We start from the raw sequence: 14,000 nt of genomic DNA on the forward strand, positions 1-14,000 counted from the left end.
TAAAATGCAAAACTCTTCCAGCGGACATAAAAACACCAGCGAAACCCTGCTTCAAAGTGGCCAGGCGTGGAATGGCCAGACTTTGCAAAATTACCCTTCGGGTGAGCTTGAAATTACGGTGATGAAAATGACCATCCCCGCGCATTCAGAGCTGCCCTGGCATACCCACCCCATTCCTAACACGGCCTATATTCTGTCAGGTTCCCTGACCATTGAGGATAAAGCGACGGGGGATACCAGGACATTCAGCGCGGGTGAGGCTTTCAACGAGTCCATCGATATTGCCCACCGGGGATTCACCACCGGCCAAAGCACCGATGTCATCATCTTCTATGCAGGTGCAAAAGGGATGGCGCTGTCTGTACCACTGCCGGGAGAGGAATCTGAGTATTAACAGGTTCAGCTGACACAGTCTGTGGACCAAACACTACCGTTACCCAGTGGAGGTGAGGCCAACGCTTCCCCTGGGTTTCTTAATGCCTGAAAACCAATGGGTTGCCTGCACTACTGATGCAGGCCAAGCCCATCTCGCTCTAAAAACTCTGTGATGACCGTAGCGAGCTTACGAATCTGCCGATCGTCACGTCGGTCAGGATGCTTAGCAAGCCAGATATCCAGGGTTAGCAACGGGTGTTCAGCGGGCAATTTAATCAGGCGTGGCTCTTTGTCCGCCAGGAAACAGGGCAAACCCGCAACGCCAATTCCGCTACAGGCAGCTTCATACTGATTGCTCAAATCGCTGACTTCACAACACACCCGCCTTTTTCCTGCCAGCGCGTACAGCCAGCGCTTGTGGGCGAAATCCGGCTCTTTGTGGGAGTAAGCTATAAATTCCCACAGCGCTGGGTTTGTGAGATTTTTGTAATGAGGGGCCGCATATAAACCAAACTTCATCAGCCCTGCTTTTTTTATAATATCGGTCTCTTCAATTGGCGCAGAGAGGCGCAAGGATAAATCAGCTTCCATTTTTGCGAGCGAAACAAATTGTGGTTCGCTCTGGATGGCGAGCTTTATCTCAGGATTTCGCTGTGCCAGCTGATAAATAGCGGGAGCAAAAAAATGGCGAGCAAGGATGGGCGGAGCCGAAATCGCTACCCGGGAATGGGCCGAGGTTTTAACGGAGGAAGAGAGGCGGGCGACTGTGAATACCTTCGCCTCAATTTCCTTTGCCTCGTTTAAAATTTTCTCCCCTGTTGGCGTCAGGCGTGATTCTCGCGGTAAGCGAATGAACAGCTGAACCCCCAGGTCTGCTTCGAGAGAGGCCAGACGACGACTCACGGTAGCCTGATCCACGTTTAAATCTTTTGCAGCAGATGAAATTGTCCCGGCTTTCGCTATGGCCAGAAAAAAACGGAGGTCTTCCCAATTCATAAGGTATGCGTTTTTGCATGGTTGGTGTGCAAATTCTAGTATTTACGCATGACATGTCAATTCTTATCCTTGCGTTATGTTCAACTCATTGTGGCCAAATCAGTCATGTCAAAAGTAACACCTGCCCTGACGGCAATACTGATCTCATCCTGCCTGGGGTTTCTGGTCGTGCAGCTTGACGTCAGCGTGGTCAATGTTGGCCTGCAAGCTTTGAGAGATGCATTTAACACTAACCTTACCGGCCTTCAGTGGGTGATCAACAGCTATGCTCTGGTTTTTTCAGCGCTGTTAATTCTCGGTGGCGCATGGGGGGATAAATATGGTGCTAAAGCCGTCTTTTGCTGGGGATTTGCCGTGTTTACGCTGGGTTCGATCGGCTGCGGGTTAGCCAACAGCATGACAGTGCTTATCGCGCTCCGGGGGATCCAGGGGGCAGGTGCTGCCCTGTTAGTACCCACCTCTTTAACGCTCATCAGGCTGACCTTCCAGGATGCCAATACCCGCCGTACAGCCGTCGCTATGTGGGGAGCCTGTGGAGGTATCGCGCTGGCTGCCGGACCGGTACTGGGTGGTATCCTTATCCAATATTTCGGCTGGCGCAGCGTGTTTTTGATCAATGTCCCCATTGGTCTCATTGCTATCATCCTGATCCTGCGTTTTGCGCCAGCCTCACCTCGCGTGGAGAAGAAAGTCGACGTTGCAGGCCAGATAATGAGCGCAATGGCTATCGCCAGCCTGACCTATGCTGTGACTGAATCGAGCGAGCGGGGCTGGACTGCGTTGCCTGTGAGCGCCCTGTGCCTGGCAGCGATCTTTACCCTGAGCTTTATTGTCACCGAAAGGCATGTTGCCGATCCGATGCTGCCTCCGCGTCTGGTTAAAAACAAGATGCTGATTGCCATGTGCCTGAGTGGGGCGGTGATCAATCTGGTTTTTTACGGCACCGTTTTCGTACTGAGTCTCTTTTTTCAGACAGTCAAAGGCTATGACGCACTTCAGACCGGCATCGCATTCATTCCTTTAACCGCCGTACTGACGGTATCCACCATGATCTCTTCCCGCGTGGCTCGACGGGTCAGTGCTGTTCGCATCATCACCACGGGCTTTAGCGTACAAATTGTGGGTTTTTTATTGTTATCTCAGCTTTCCGTTCACTCGTCCCTGTGGCTGCTGAATGGCGCGCTGATGCTGGTTGGAACGGGAAGTGCAATGTCAGTTCCTTCGGTCACAAACACCCTGCTTGGGTCTGTTTCACAGCATGATGCCGGTATCTCCTCGGGCTTGATGTCGTCGGCCAGACAGCTAGGGGGGGTTATTGGCGTGGCGATCTTTGGTGCACTTATAACGCATGCCGACGCCAACACATTTTCACAGGGTATGACCGAAGCCATGCGGCTATCTGCTTTAGTGCTGTTTATCTGCATCCTGATGAATCTCTTCATGACGCGGCGGGCGCGGGAAGTCATCGAGGTTTAACGGGGAGCCAGAGTGTCAGTTCGGGATGCAGGGTCAGCATCAAATTAAGGATTAAAAATAAGGCGTTTGTTCACTCAAAATGAATGGGTACTTTATGCCTGAACCTTATCAGCCTTACACTGCCTCTCTTAGTCGAGGGGGTATTGGTGAAGTCATCCCCATCTGGCAAACTGTCCGCTATAGCTCATGCGTGAAGGCGTTCTTCTCCCTGTTTAAGTGACGAATCATCATTTTGGTCATCACTCATCTCAGCAATATCTTCACGTTGTAATATACCCCGGTACAGTATGTGAGGATGTATGCCACACTCCCCCGAAGACAAAAAACGTGCGCTTAATCGAATCAAAAGGATCCAGGGACAGTGCGAAGGTATCCAGCGCTCGCTTGAAGCTGGCGTGGATTGTGCCCCGGTACTGATGCAGATGGCTGCGGTGAGAGGTGCCATGAACAGTCTGATGACGGAAATACTTGAAATATATATAAAAGAGGAATTTTCCGGGAAGCTAAACCCAGATGATGCTCCTGAAGAACAGATAGGTGAACTGGTTAAGCTGGTTCGATCTTATTTTAAATAAATTGACTTTGCTCAGTCGCACTTCATCAACGCGGGTATCAGGCAGCGCCTTAGGGTGCTGTTCTTTATTGCAGTACCTCAGTCATCAAACTTCTTTCAAGCGTAACTATGGGTAAGCAGCCGATCTGCTTAAATTAATTTAACTCTAATAACAGTAAGTTGAAGTGTGCTTAGGCTGTTTTTGTATTAATTTTGTATACCCTATGGGGTATGTGATCTATACTCCTCCCATCCGATGAATCATTCATCATCTGCCGAGAGCGGTGCAAAGGGGATGTAAATTTCTCACTCCGCTCCTTCTGATCCCCTCGTTAAAGTGGAGTGCAATATATGAAATCCCGTGCTGCCGTGGCATTTGGCCCTGGTAAACCTTTAGAGATTGTTGAGCTTGATGTTGAGCCACCGCGTGCTGGCGAAGTGTTGGTAAAAATCAGCCACACCGGCGTCTGTCACACCGATGCTTTCACCTTGTCCGGGGATGATCCTGAGGGCGTTTTCCCTGCGGTTCTCGGTCACGAAGGTGCTGGCGTGGTGGTAGAAGTAGGGGAAGGCGTCACCAGCGTTAAAGCTGGCGATCATGTCATTCCACTGTACACCGCAGAGTGTGGCGAATGTCTGTTCTGCAAATCGGGCAAAACCAATCTTTGTACAGCGGTGCGAGCAACGCAGGGCAAGGGACTGATGCCTGATGGCACCACGCGTTTCTCCTATAACGGCCAGCCTGTTTATCACTATATGGGCTGCTCTACGTTCAGTGAATATACCGTGGTTGCCGAAGTGTCTCTGGCAAAAATTAATCCACAGGCAAATCACGAACATGTCTGCCTGCTGGGCTGCGGCGTAACAACAGGTATTGGTGCGGTCCATAATACGGCGAAAGTGCAGCCTGGTGATTCCGTCGCTATTTTTGGCTTGGGCGGCATTGGGCTTGCAGCCATTCAGGGCGCGCGTCAGGCACAGGCAGGCCGCATCATTGCCATCGACACCAACCCGGCTAAATTTGAGCTGGCGAAGCAGTTCGGTGCGACAGAGTGTATTAATCCCAATGATTTCGATAAACCCATTCAGGAGGTTATTGTCGAAATGACGGGATGGGGTGTTGATCACTCATTCGAATGTATTGGCAATGTGAATGTGATGCGTTCGGCACTTGAATCCGCACACCGCGGCTGGGGCCAGTCGATTATTATCGGCGTGGCCGGCGCGGGCAAGGAAATCTCCACCCGTCCGTTCCAGCTGGTGACCGGGCGCCAGTGGAAAGGCTCTGCGTTTGGTGGCGTTAAAGGCCGCAGCCAGCTGCCGGGCATGGTTGAAGATGCCATGAAAGGCGACATTGAGCTTGAACCTTTCGTCACTCATACCATGGCACTTGATGATATCAATGATGCATTTGATCTGATGCACGAAGGCAAATCGATCCGCACCGTTATTCATTACTGATGACTGACTCTGTCAGGTGCGGCATGACTGCCGCGCCCGATCAAAAGGCTGGTACCTGGCTGGCATAAGCCACGCTAGCCAAATATAAACTCTTATAAAAATGATATCCTGCAGCACCTTACCGGTTACCTGCCTCTACAGTAGCCGGTTTTTTTTGCTCTAAACCTAAGCCGCCCGCACTGCAGTAATACCGAGATGATGCGTTATCTCGCGGATGAAGACGAACCAGGCAAGAACCGGTAGCGCTTCATCGGACAGTGAGAGAGGATGGTAGGAAATATCATCTGCCAGCTTATTAAAAGCTGCTTCAATATGCTCGGGCGTGGCTATAGATGCACCGTCTAAATAGCTGGCGCACACGCTCTTCAATAACGGTTCTCGACAGACTATCTCACCGTGGATTGGTCTGATGGTCGCATCGGCTTCAATAATCTCCTCGGTACGGTAAATCATCATTTCCAGATGCCACGCAGTCAGTGATGTCTGCGCCGTTATTCCTGACAGGATGTAATCCACGCCTTTCGCGATATCAATTTTCTTATCTGATTCCGGGTAGATAAACTGTGTGCTTTCACGCCTTAGAGAAAATTCCGCGTTAATCATACTCACACTCTTATGTGTTGAAGGGGGAACGTCCAGGTCTGCCTGACATTGTACTCATTACCCATAAATGACATTATTCATGCCAACTATCGGCTCATCTACAACAGGATGTTTCTAATGGATCGTCTTACCAGTATGACGGTTTTTACGCGTTCCGTAGAGCTGGGGTCGTTTACCGCCGCGGCTGAAGCGCTGGATATGTCGCCACAACTGGTGGGAAAAAACGTTTCCTTCCTCGAGCATCATCTCGGCGTTCGCCTGATCAATCGTACCACCCGCCAGCACAGCGTGACGGAAGCAGGGCGCGATTTCTATGAGCGGGCAAAAATCATTCTTGCCGAACTGGAGGCGGTTGAGTCTTTTGCTGCTGAGACGCGTTCAACGCCACGAGGCCGCATCCGTATTAATGCCCCGGTCACATTTGGTGTTCATGCCCTGGCACCGCTATTACCCCTCTACCTTAAGCAAAACCCCGATGTTACCGTGGAACTCATGCTGGCAAACAGGATGGTAGACCTGATTGATGAAGGCTTTGATATTGTGTTTCGCGTTGGCCAGCTGCCCGACAGTGGGCTGGTCGCCCGCGCGTTACACCCCTATGAGCTGATCGCCTGTGCGTCACCGGCTTACCTTAATGATGCCCCTGCATTAGTTCATCCCAACGATCTGAGCCAACACGAGTGCCTGATTTTTAGCCATACATCACTGAGAACACATTGGGAATTTGCAGATAAGGGAGGGATATTACGGGTAGCGGTCGGGGGGCGGTTAATGCTGGACAGCGGAGAAGCACTTATCAGTGCAGCTCGTGCTGGCCAGGGGGTAGCGCTACAACCGGCTGAACTGGTTACACCTATGATTAAGGAGGGCAGTCTGGTTCAGGTGCTTGCCGATTTCAAAATACCCACGCGTCCTTTGCATATTCTCCACGCACCCGATCGTCGCCTGACGCCTAAAGTACGTAGCTTTCTCGATTTTGCATCTGACCACTTTGGCTCCGGGCGGCTCTGAATCTCCGCCGCCCGTGATATCCCACTCAAATAGCGATATCGTCATTAAGATTGACCTGCGATCTTAGGGCCATCTCTCTCCGCCAGGCATCAAGCAGTGGCGGCCAGTTAATACCCTTAACGATAGATAAAGATCGCAGCAGGGGAAACAGGCGGATATCCGTCAGTGAGAAATGCCCGGCCTCTCTCTGCTGCTGAGAGAACAGCAACTCAAGAACTTCAAGCTGTGCATTGATCGCAGTCACCATGCTTTCTGATTGTTCCAGCAAACGCGAGAAAGGACCAAAAACGGTCTCTTTCTTGTTAACGAAATAGTGCCTTGCCGCATCCTGGCTGAACTCAGCAAAGTCTGAGTTTGCCCATCTTGGGATCGCCAGAGGGTAAATCAGTTTCGTCGCCTCTTCCATCCAGGTTTCAATGGCTAAATTGTCTGGCATCGTCAAGACAGGCGAGCCATAGGTGTCATCAATATACTTGACGATATCCAGGCTCTCTCCGATTGCTTCATGACTTTCCGTCAGCAGGATGGGAAGCATTTTTTTGCCGATAAGTCGCGCTGGCGTTTCTTCATCATCGTTTGGCAGAGTAATGATTTCACAGGCAACATCCTTCAAGCCAAAAATCATGCGCGCACGAACGCAAAACGGGCAGTGATCGTAAACATAAAGTTTCATAGCAGAGATATCCATCATCTTCAGGCTGTTAATTAGCGTGTAAACCCATCAAAAGGCTTCATATATACGGCACCGAACGGATCTAATCGCTTGCGAATTTCATCATCGGGTTCACCGTAAACCGTCAGGCCGGTGATGGTGACTAAAGAGAGGAAGGTCTCAGCAAAAGGGGCGAACGTGCGATCAACATGGCTCACCAGATCCTGCTGACGATAACGCTCGACGATATGTGCGGTTTTTTGATCGTCGCTGACGCTATACACATAGCTTAGCGTGCCAGGCTCTTTACTGGTGGCTTCAACCACGCGTGACACTAACTCTTTAAACGCAGGGAATTGCCCGTTATTGACGGCCAGGTTAAACACACAGGTAATTTCATTTTTCATTGTAATCTCCAGAGCTTTGGCAGCAGGAAAACGTGCAAAGAAGAGGGGGGAGACATTCCCTGTAACAGGAATATGCCGTTACGCGCTGATGCATAACGGCTGATTTAATCAGTGCCCTGTGTCAGCTGGATTTCTTCAGCGTCTCAGCAAAAATCTCCCCTGAAATCGCCCAGTTATCGGTGGTGACATCGTTGAAAATGACATAGACATACTGCGGATCAACTTTGGCGTGGGTAGCGATAGCTTCAGTCACTGCTTTAGCGATAGCAGGTTTAGCGTCGTCGCGACCGTCGAACATCTGGATATTGACTACTGGCATGGTAGAACCCCTTCATGAATGGATGAATTGTCAGACAACCTGACGTTGAAGAGATCCTACGCTGATAACCTGAGTGGATAAACAGGCTATAAGGGCACAGAGTGTAGAGCTGAAGTCTACAATTATTCGAATGCTTTGCGTGCAGCTAAATCAATCAACTCGTCAATAATGAAGCGTACGCCCGGCAGCAAATGACGGGCGCGGGGCCAGATGACATTGAGTTCTGTGGGGGCAGGGTTGCAGGCAGCTAGCAGCGGCACCAGCCTGCCGCTCTGAATATGAGGGCGCAGCAGCGCTTCTGGAAACTGTATTAAGCCTGCTCCGGCGATACAGGCATCAATCATGGCATCGCCATCACTGATTTGATGAAAAGGCACGGGCTTGAGCCTGATCTCTTTCCCGGCCTCGTCACGAATCAACCAGCTTAGCGGTGCCCCGCCGCGCCAGGCCAGAATACAGCGGTGATGAGTAAGATCGGCCAGAGTTTCAGGCGTGCCATAAGTGGAGAGATAGTCAGGCGCAGCGCAGATAATCAGGTGCTGGTCATTTAGCTTGCGGGCGATTAGGTCGGTAGTGTCTTTTATGGGGCCAAAGCGGATGGCGAGATCAAAACCAATATCAAGGGGATCTATGATGCGATCGTTAAAGGTGATGGTTAATTTCAGATAGGGATAACGTTTTGTCATGTCCATCAGCACCGGCATCATTACCGAGCGGCCAAAGGCTGCGGGCAGATCGATCCTCACTGTCCCCGTAGGTTCAGTGAGCTTTGAACGCAGCGCCATTTCTGCCATTTGCAGGGTTTCAAGCGCACTCTGACAGCTTGCAAGATAGGCTTCACCTTCAGTGGTGAGACTTATTTTTCGAGTAGTGCGATGGAAAAGTGGCGTACCCAGGCTGGCCTCAAGCCGCTGAATACTCTTACCAATTGCCGATTTCGAAACGCCCAGCTGTTCAGCGGCCGCAGTAAAACTGCTTGAATTTGCTGCCGTTACAAAGTGGACAATGCTGCTGAAAGATTCGGTAGAAAACAGGGCTGACATAGTAGAGGCCTGGCTGGAAATCTGAGGGGTACTTTAGCCTAAAGCGGAAAGTCACAACAGTACACAGACAGGTTAAAAGGCGAACAGCGCGTTCGCCATTTAGAGAGAGCTTATTTGTTCAGCTGGGTCGGTTTGAGGGCAAACTTACCGTCACCGGTTAGCGCCAGAACGAGCAGGCCAATAATCCAGAAAGCAGGGAATTCCCATCCACCATTTGGATTTGTGAAGAAGAAGCCTGCTGGGCCGTGGACGGTAACGATCGCACCCAGTAAAACAGGGATCAGCAGCACGGCGACAATTCGCGTGTAGATACCCAGAATTAAGGCTATTGCGCCAATCAGCTCCACCGCCATAGTAAGGTAGGCCAGACCAGCAGGCAGACCCAGCGAAGCGAAGAATTTCGCAGTACCTGCGGGAGTAAAAACAAAAAATTTCAGCCCGAAGTGTGCCAGAAAAAGAGTGCCGAGCGTCAGACGCATCAGCAGTGCAGCATAAGGTGTTGTGCGGGTATCGAACATGGCGTTTTCCTCTCATTAAGTTGATGAGGAGACTCTACACCCTTTCCCTGAAGATGATTATCAGGTCAAAATTAGCAATATAAATTCCAAAATGGAACGAATCAGTCAATGCTATTAAAAACAAATCATAGATAAAGTATCTATGAGTCGTGCATTTATTTCGTTTTGTTCCGAATTTACCCTGTTCCTCATAGATGCTGCTACCCCTGTGGCTTGCAGAGTTGTGATGAATATTGAGGTAAATACGATGGAAGATAAGAGTCTGAATCGCTGGTTATCGGATTTTCTGACGCCCGTCAGTGCACCGCATTGGCCAGGAGAAGTTCCACATGAAATCAGCACTCCTGCCGGCAAGCTTCGTGGCCGTCAGCACGACGGTGTGTTCATCTACAGAGGTATTCCCTATGCGCAACCTCCAGTGGGATCGCGGCGTTTTTCCCCTCCGCAGAAAATTAAACCCTGGAAAGGAGTCAGGGATGCCACTCAGTTTGGACCGATGAGTCATCAACACGGCGAGGGTAGCTTCTCCGAAGACTGCCTTTATCTGAATATCTGGAGCCCGGCAGCCAGTAGCGCAGCTGCATTACCGGTTTACGTCTTCGTTCATGGCGGTGGTTATCTAATGGGAAGTGGCTCCCAGCCGCTTTATGAGGGAAAAAATCTGGCTCAGCAGGGGATCATTGTTGTCACCCTGAACTATCGGCTGGGGACCCTGGGTTTTTTGCCCTCCGCAGCCGCGTTCGCAGAACAGGGTACAACGGGGAACTGGGGTCTTTTGGACATCGTTGCCGCGCTCCAGTGGGTTCAGAGTAACATCCGGGCATTTGGGGGCGATCCTGCTCGCGTCACGGTGGGGGGAGAATCTGCAGGCTCTTATGCGGTCAGTACGCTGATTGTGTCACCGCTTGCCAGAGGCTTATTTGATCAGGCCATTATGCAAAGTGGTAGCCTCCCTAACGCAACAGCGGTTGCACCTGAAAATGCGCTCTCAATTGAGCAGGCTCAGTCCAGGGCATCTCATTTTTTTGAAAAGTTAGGATTAAAGGATGATGCTGCAGGACTTTCAGCGTTAAGAGAATTACCTGTATATAAACTGCTGACCCAGACAGCCCAACCCACGCTACAGCCGCCGCAGGTAGCCGGTTTCTGGCCAGTACCAGACGGACACGTTTATCATGCAGACCCCGTTGATACAGTCGCAAAAGGTGAGATAAACCCGGTAAGACTGCTTGCAGGATTTAATACGGACGAAGGTAGCCTTTTCGTCCCCCCTGATGCCACTGAACAGCACTATATATCATTAATTGAAAGTGCATTTGGCCCGAGTGCGGATGAGATTCTCCTGCGTTTTCCGCTCAACCAGCAATACAGCGCAGCCGCACGCATGAACCAACTCATTACCCTGGGATTATTGCGTAGCGGTCTGTATCTGTACGCCGATGCATTAGCGCGCCACCGTGATGTCTATCTTTACCATTTTGATTATATCGATCCCGATCTTGCTTCGACGGGGTTAGGGGTGATCCACGGATCGGAGCTTAAGTTTATTTTTAATAATTTTACCGATTCTGATGCATGGAGTGACAAGGCAAAAGGCGTTGTCAAAGAGATGCAGACGGCGTGGATCAGCTTCATCAAATACGGCGATCCCAATCCACACAATACCCTGCCTGAGGATCGGCTGTGGCGAAAATACGATCCTGTTTCACCCCATGAGATGCATATCACTGGGGAGAGTCATATGCAGCCAGTTATCGGCTGGGAAGATGTGGTATTTATCAATCAAAGACTACAGCGTCAGCGATAACATCGCAGGATAGTTAACTCAGGCGCCGCCCATGCTGAGCTAACACAACACTAAAAATAATTTATTTCCCATGGGCAGTGAAAGACCATCCTGATACGGTTGAGAGTAGGAACAGAATCGACGCCCACCTCAACCCTTAATCTCTTTCAAATATTTAAACACCGTTGCTCTTCCCAGCGACAGCACGTTCGCCACATAGTCGGCCGAGTGGCGCACGTTAAATATTCCCTGAGCGTAAAGCGCCGTCACCAGCGCTTTCTTGTCGCTGCGCGTCAGAATAGTCAGCGAGCTGTGGTTCTCGGCCAGCCACTGATGCACGGCGGTGTTAATCTTCTCCCGCCAGTCGTGCGCAAATAGCGGCGCAGGCTGGGGCTGCAGCTGGCTCATTGACAGGAACGTCTCCAGCGCATTGCGCGCATCTTCCAGCATCGCGGTACTGAAGTTGATGCAGAAAATGTAGCCCGCACTGCCCGGCACGCTGGCGCGAATGCTGACGGAGCGCATCTTTTTCCCGTCCCAGTTCAGCTGCTCGTAAGGCCCGGTCAGCGTATCGAGGTCGTTGAGCGTCAGCTGCTCCAGCCCGGCATCATCGCCGATGCTGCGCTTCGACAGGTTATTCGCCAGATAGGCAATTTTACTGCTGGTGACATCGTGGATGGCCACTTCCACCATGGGGAAAAACAGCGCGGCAATACCGTCCGCTATCGCTGTCAGCGTGGCGAACTGCTGGCTTTCTGCTGGGCTTTGCTGGTTCATCTCAGGCCCCCCATCTGCGCGAGAATGCTGGCGGAGATCTGCGCATCCTGCACGCCCAGTCCGGTCAGATCGGCGACGGTGATCGCCTCCGCCGCACGCTGATACTGCGAGCTATCGCTCAGCAGGCTGCCAATCTCAATGATTTTTCCCGTGCGCTGTGCTGCGGGCAGATGGCTGAGCTCGCCATAGCTGCTGCACTGGGTAAGCGAGTCGACCAGCACGCAGGCGGCAGCGCCAACGATGGCGGCATCCAGCTCCTGTTTGCCCGGCGAGTCGGCACCCACGGCGGTGATATGCGTCCCCGGCCGGATCCACTCCCGGCGCAGCAGCGGCACGGAGGAGGGGGTGGCAGTAACGATAATCGAGGCCGCGCGCGCCGCCTGTTCGGCCTCCAGCGTGGTAATGAGGTTGATATCGCAGTCAGCCAGCCGCTGGCGAATGCGCACCAGCGCGTTCTCACTGCGCCCCCAGATAATCACCTGGCGGCAGGCGGTCAGGGCCAGCAGCTGGCGCAGCTGCAGCTCGGCCTGTAACCCGGTGCCGAAGATGGCGATCTGCTCAACCCGTTCTGGCAGCAGCAGTTCGGCGGCAACCCTTCCGGCCAGCGCGGTGCGCATCCCGGTCAGCCAGCCGTGGTCATTTAGCAGGGCCAGCGGCTGCCCGGTTTGTGCGCTAAACAGCATATTTAGCCCGTCATTGCCCGGCAGGCCGAGGTCGCCGTTGCGGTAAAAGCCGCTGGAGACTTTGACGCAGAAGCTCTCTGAACCCTCCATCCACGCGGATTTAATACAGCAGTCGCCACCCGCCTGCGCAAACAGAAACTGCTGCGCCGGCGGCAGCTGAACGCGGCCTGCTGAAAAAGCGCGAAACCCCTCTTTGAGCTTTTCCAGCGCGTCCGCCTCATGGTAGTGCGCCTGAATCACCGCCTGCTCAATAATCCTCATTGCACCGCCTCGCAGAACTTCTCCAGGGTGATGTTTTTGCCGCACAGGATCACCGCAACGCGCTTGCCGCGCCATTTTTCTGCCTGCTGCATAAACGCCGCCATCGCCACGCCCGCCGCGCCTTCAACCATCCAGCGCTCGTAGCGCGCCAGCGTTTTCATCGCGGCTTTGATCTCCTTTTCGCTGACCTGCACGCACTCATCGACCACCTGCTGACAGATCGGGAAGGTGATGGTGCCAGGCTCCAGGCCACCTGCAGTGCCGTCGGACAGCGTCTCGTGCTCGGGCGGCTCAACGATTTCGCCCGCCGCGAGGGAAGCACACATCGCGACGGAGGCTGCAGGCCAGCAGCCAATAATGCGCGTCTGCGGCGACAGCGTTTTCATCACCGCACCAATCCCGGAGATCAGCCCGCCGCCGCCCACCGCGACAAAAACGGCGTCGAGCGGCGCTTCCTGCTCCAGCATTTCCAGCGCCACGGTGCCCTGGCCAGCAATCACCTGCGCGTCGTTATACGGGGAGACAAACGGAACGCCCTGTTCTGCGGCGGTACGCGCAGCGGCCAGCTCCACGCTCAGCGCGTCGCCCTCCAGCGTTACCACCCGGGCACCGTAGGAGGCAATGGCCTCCAGCTTAAGCGGAGACGCGGTTGCCGCCGCGTACACCGTCACTGGTATGCCCGCCATCGCCCCGGCCAGCGCCATGCCCTGGCCGTGATTGCCGGATGAGGCAGTGATCACCCCCTGTGCGCGCTGCTGCGGCGAGAGCAGCCGCATCTTATTGCTCGCCCCTCTGAACTTGAACGAACCGGTATGCTGCAGATGTTCGCCTTTCAGGAACAGCTCGCAATGATACTGCGCAGAGAGTGCGTGGCTACGGTCGAGCGGCGTCACTTTTACCTGAGGGCGCAGTGCGGCGTGCGCCAGCTGGCTATCGTCGCAGAGTTGAGAGAGGGTCAGCATGATGGCATCCAGTAAGTGTATTTAAAGTCTACTATAGACATTTAGTACACACCGATCCACTGTTCGTACTCGCGGCGCGGCGGGCGCAAAAGGCAGTCGCCCGGCAGCGGACCGCTT

General features: G+C 52.8%; 16 protein-coding genes. 6 read left to right on the forward strand and 10 right to left on the reverse strand.

The window, feature by feature from the left end:
- The first annotated feature begins 4 nt into the window (after window positions 1-4).
- Window positions 5-394 (forward strand): cupin domain-containing protein, encoded by a 390-nt coding sequence (locus QLG07_RS06475; RefSeq protein WP_282468802.1) that lies wholly within the window; start codon window positions 5-7, stop codon window positions 392-394.
- A 110-nt stretch (window positions 395-504) separates the two neighbouring features.
- On the opposite strand, the gene QLG07_RS06480 is transcribed toward QLG07_RS06475, so the two are convergent.
- A complete protein-coding gene (locus QLG07_RS06480) occupies window positions 505-1,371 on the reverse strand; it encodes a LysR family transcriptional regulator (RefSeq protein ID WP_282468803.1) in 867 nt (288 codons plus the stop codon).
- A 105-nt stretch (window positions 1,372-1,476) separates the two neighbouring features.
- Between QLG07_RS06480 and QLG07_RS06485 the strand changes: the two genes are divergently transcribed.
- The 3 genes from QLG07_RS06485 (at window position 1,477) to QLG07_RS06495 (ending at window position 4,861) form a co-directional block, all read left to right on the forward strand.
- Window positions 1,477-2,847 carry an MFS transporter gene (locus QLG07_RS06485; protein WP_282468804.1) on the forward strand — a complete coding sequence of 457 codons (1,371 nt, stop codon included), beginning with the start codon at window positions 1,477-1,479 and terminating at the stop codon, window positions 2,845-2,847.
- Between the two features lie 299 nt (window positions 2,848-3,146).
- Window positions 3,147-3,422, forward strand: coding sequence for a metal/formaldehyde-sensitive transcriptional repressor (locus QLG07_RS06490; RefSeq protein ID WP_282468805.1), 276 nt, complete (start codon window positions 3,147-3,149; stop codon window positions 3,420-3,422).
- A gap of 329 nt (window positions 3,423-3,751) precedes the next feature.
- Complete coding sequence (locus QLG07_RS06495; RefSeq protein ID WP_282468806.1) at window positions 3,752-4,861, forward strand: S-(hydroxymethyl)glutathione dehydrogenase/class III alcohol dehydrogenase; 1,110 nt, start codon at window positions 3,752-3,754, stop codon at window positions 4,859-4,861.
- Window positions 4,862-5,026: 165 nt separating this feature from the next.
- Here QLG07_RS06495 and QLG07_RS06500 read toward each other — a convergent pair whose 3' ends face one another.
- Complete coding sequence (locus QLG07_RS06500) at window positions 5,027-5,464, reverse strand: hypothetical protein (RefSeq protein ID WP_282468807.1); 438 nt, start codon at window positions 5,462-5,464, stop codon at window positions 5,027-5,029.
- A 117-nt stretch (window positions 5,465-5,581) separates the two neighbouring features.
- On the opposite strand from QLG07_RS06500, the gene QLG07_RS06505 reads away from it, so the two are divergent.
- Window positions 5,582-6,475, forward strand: coding sequence for a LysR family transcriptional regulator (locus QLG07_RS06505; protein WP_282468808.1), 894 nt, complete (start codon window positions 5,582-5,584; stop codon window positions 6,473-6,475).
- A 25-nt stretch (window positions 6,476-6,500) separates the two neighbouring features.
- Here QLG07_RS06505 and grxB read toward each other — a convergent pair whose 3' ends face one another.
- The 5 genes from grxB to QLG07_RS06530 all read right to left on the reverse strand — a co-directional run bounded on the left by grxB (window position 6,501) and on the right by QLG07_RS06530 (window position 9,414).
- The gene (gene grxB / locus QLG07_RS06510; RefSeq protein WP_282468809.1) at window positions 6,501-7,148 is read right to left on the reverse strand and encodes a glutaredoxin 2; all 648 of its coding nucleotides are present in this window, start codon (window positions 7,146-7,148) and stop codon (window positions 6,501-6,503) included.
- 32 nt (window positions 7,149-7,180) lie between these two features.
- Complete coding sequence (locus tag QLG07_RS06515; protein ID WP_282468810.1) at window positions 7,181-7,534, reverse strand: antibiotic biosynthesis monooxygenase; 354 nt, start codon at window positions 7,532-7,534, stop codon at window positions 7,181-7,183.
- Between the two features lie 121 nt (window positions 7,535-7,655).
- On the reverse strand, window positions 7,656-7,853 hold the full coding sequence (locus tag QLG07_RS06520) for a 4-oxalocrotonate tautomerase family protein (RefSeq protein ID WP_101761850.1): 198 nt from the start codon (window positions 7,851-7,853) through the stop codon (window positions 7,656-7,658).
- 122 nt (window positions 7,854-7,975) lie between these two features.
- Window positions 7,976-8,896 (reverse strand): LysR family transcriptional regulator, encoded by a 921-nt coding sequence (locus QLG07_RS06525; RefSeq protein ID WP_282468811.1) that lies wholly within the window; start codon window positions 8,894-8,896, stop codon window positions 7,976-7,978.
- Window positions 8,897-9,006: 110 nt separating this feature from the next.
- Entirely contained in the window at window positions 9,007-9,414 is a 408-nt protein-coding gene (locus QLG07_RS06530; RefSeq protein WP_282468812.1) for a DoxX family protein, read from the reverse strand.
- A 226-nt stretch (window positions 9,415-9,640) separates the two neighbouring features.
- Between QLG07_RS06530 and QLG07_RS06535 the strand changes: the two genes are divergently transcribed.
- Window positions 9,641-11,221, forward strand: a complete 1,581-nt coding sequence (locus QLG07_RS06535) for a carboxylesterase family protein (RefSeq protein ID WP_282468813.1) — start codon at window positions 9,641-9,643, stop codon at window positions 11,219-11,221.
- Between the two features lie 129 nt (window positions 11,222-11,350).
- Here the strand turns inward: QLG07_RS06535 and QLG07_RS06540 are convergent, their stop codons facing one another.
- Genes QLG07_RS06540 through QLG07_RS06550 form a run of 3 tightly spaced genes read right to left on the reverse strand, consistent with a single transcriptional unit; the run spans window position 11,351 to window position 13,883 of the window.
- Window positions 11,351-11,977: a helix-turn-helix domain-containing protein gene (locus QLG07_RS06540; RefSeq protein WP_282468814.1), complete on the reverse strand. Its 627-nt coding sequence runs from the start codon at window positions 11,975-11,977 to the stop codon at window positions 11,351-11,353.
- Window positions 11,974-12,921, reverse strand: coding sequence for an ornithine cyclodeaminase family protein (locus QLG07_RS06545; protein WP_282468815.1), 948 nt, complete (start codon window positions 12,919-12,921; stop codon window positions 11,974-11,976). The genes QLG07_RS06540 and QLG07_RS06545 overlap by 4 nt, the downstream gene beginning before the upstream one ends.
- Window positions 12,918-13,883 (reverse strand): threonine/serine dehydratase, encoded by a 966-nt coding sequence (locus QLG07_RS06550; protein WP_048917772.1) that lies wholly within the window; start codon window positions 13,881-13,883, stop codon window positions 12,918-12,920. The genes QLG07_RS06545 and QLG07_RS06550 overlap by 4 nt, the downstream gene beginning before the upstream one ends.
- Window positions 13,884-14,000 lie beyond the last annotated feature (117 nt).

Origin of the sequence: Erwinia sp. V90_4, from assembly GCF_029967685.1 — a bacterium.
GTDB lineage: Bacteria > Pseudomonadota > Gammaproteobacteria > Enterobacterales > Enterobacteriaceae > Erwinia > Erwinia aphidicola.

What these genes read in the sequence shown, in the direction of transcription:
- QLG07_RS06500 (WP_282468807.1), bottom strand. Translation starts at nt 5,464, where the DNA reads ATGATTAACGCGGAATTTTCTCTAAGGCGTGAAAGCACACAGTTTATC.
- QLG07_RS06545 (WP_282468815.1), bottom strand. Translation starts at nt 12,921, where the DNA reads ATGAGGATTATTGAGCAGGCGGTGATTCAGGCGCACTACCATGAGGCG.
- QLG07_RS06505 (WP_282468808.1), top strand. Translation starts at nt 5,582, where the DNA reads ATGGATCGTCTTACCAGTATGACGGTTTTTACGCGTTCCGTAGAGCTG.
- QLG07_RS06475 (WP_282468802.1), top strand. Translation starts at nt 5, where the DNA reads ATGCAAAACTCTTCCAGCGGACATAAAAACACCAGCGAAACCCTGCTT.
- QLG07_RS06530 (WP_282468812.1), bottom strand. Translation starts at nt 9,414, where the DNA reads ATGTTCGATACCCGCACAACACCTTATGCTGCACTGCTGATGCGTCTG.
- QLG07_RS06550 (WP_048917772.1), bottom strand. Translation starts at nt 13,883, where the DNA reads ATGCTGACCCTCTCTCAACTCTGCGACGATAGCCAGCTGGCGCACGCC.
- QLG07_RS06520 (WP_101761850.1), bottom strand. Translation starts at nt 7,853, where the DNA reads ATGCCAGTAGTCAATATCCAGATGTTCGACGGTCGCGACGACGCTAAA.
- QLG07_RS06540 (WP_282468814.1), bottom strand. Translation starts at nt 11,977, where the DNA reads ATGAACCAGCAAAGCCCAGCAGAAAGCCAGCAGTTCGCCACGCTGACA.
- grxB (WP_282468809.1), bottom strand. Translation starts at nt 7,148, where the DNA reads ATGAAACTTTATGTTTACGATCACTGCCCGTTTTGCGTTCGTGCGCGC.
- QLG07_RS06490 (WP_282468805.1), top strand. Translation starts at nt 3,147, where the DNA reads ATGCCACACTCCCCCGAAGACAAAAAACGTGCGCTTAATCGAATCAAA.
- QLG07_RS06535 (WP_282468813.1), top strand. Translation starts at nt 9,641, where the DNA reads ATGAATATTGAGGTAAATACGATGGAAGATAAGAGTCTGAATCGCTGG.
- QLG07_RS06480 (WP_282468803.1), bottom strand. Translation starts at nt 1,371, where the DNA reads ATGAATTGGGAAGACCTCCGTTTTTTTCTGGCCATAGCGAAAGCCGGG.
- QLG07_RS06485 (WP_282468804.1), top strand. Translation starts at nt 1,477, where the DNA reads ATGTCAAAAGTAACACCTGCCCTGACGGCAATACTGATCTCATCCTGC.
- QLG07_RS06525 (WP_282468811.1), bottom strand. Translation starts at nt 8,896, where the DNA reads ATGTCAGCCCTGTTTTCTACCGAATCTTTCAGCAGCATTGTCCACTTT.
- QLG07_RS06515 (WP_282468810.1), bottom strand. Translation starts at nt 7,534, where the DNA reads ATGAAAAATGAAATTACCTGTGTGTTTAACCTGGCCGTCAATAACGGG.
- QLG07_RS06495 (WP_282468806.1), top strand. Translation starts at nt 3,752, where the DNA reads ATGAAATCCCGTGCTGCCGTGGCATTTGGCCCTGGTAAACCTTTAGAG.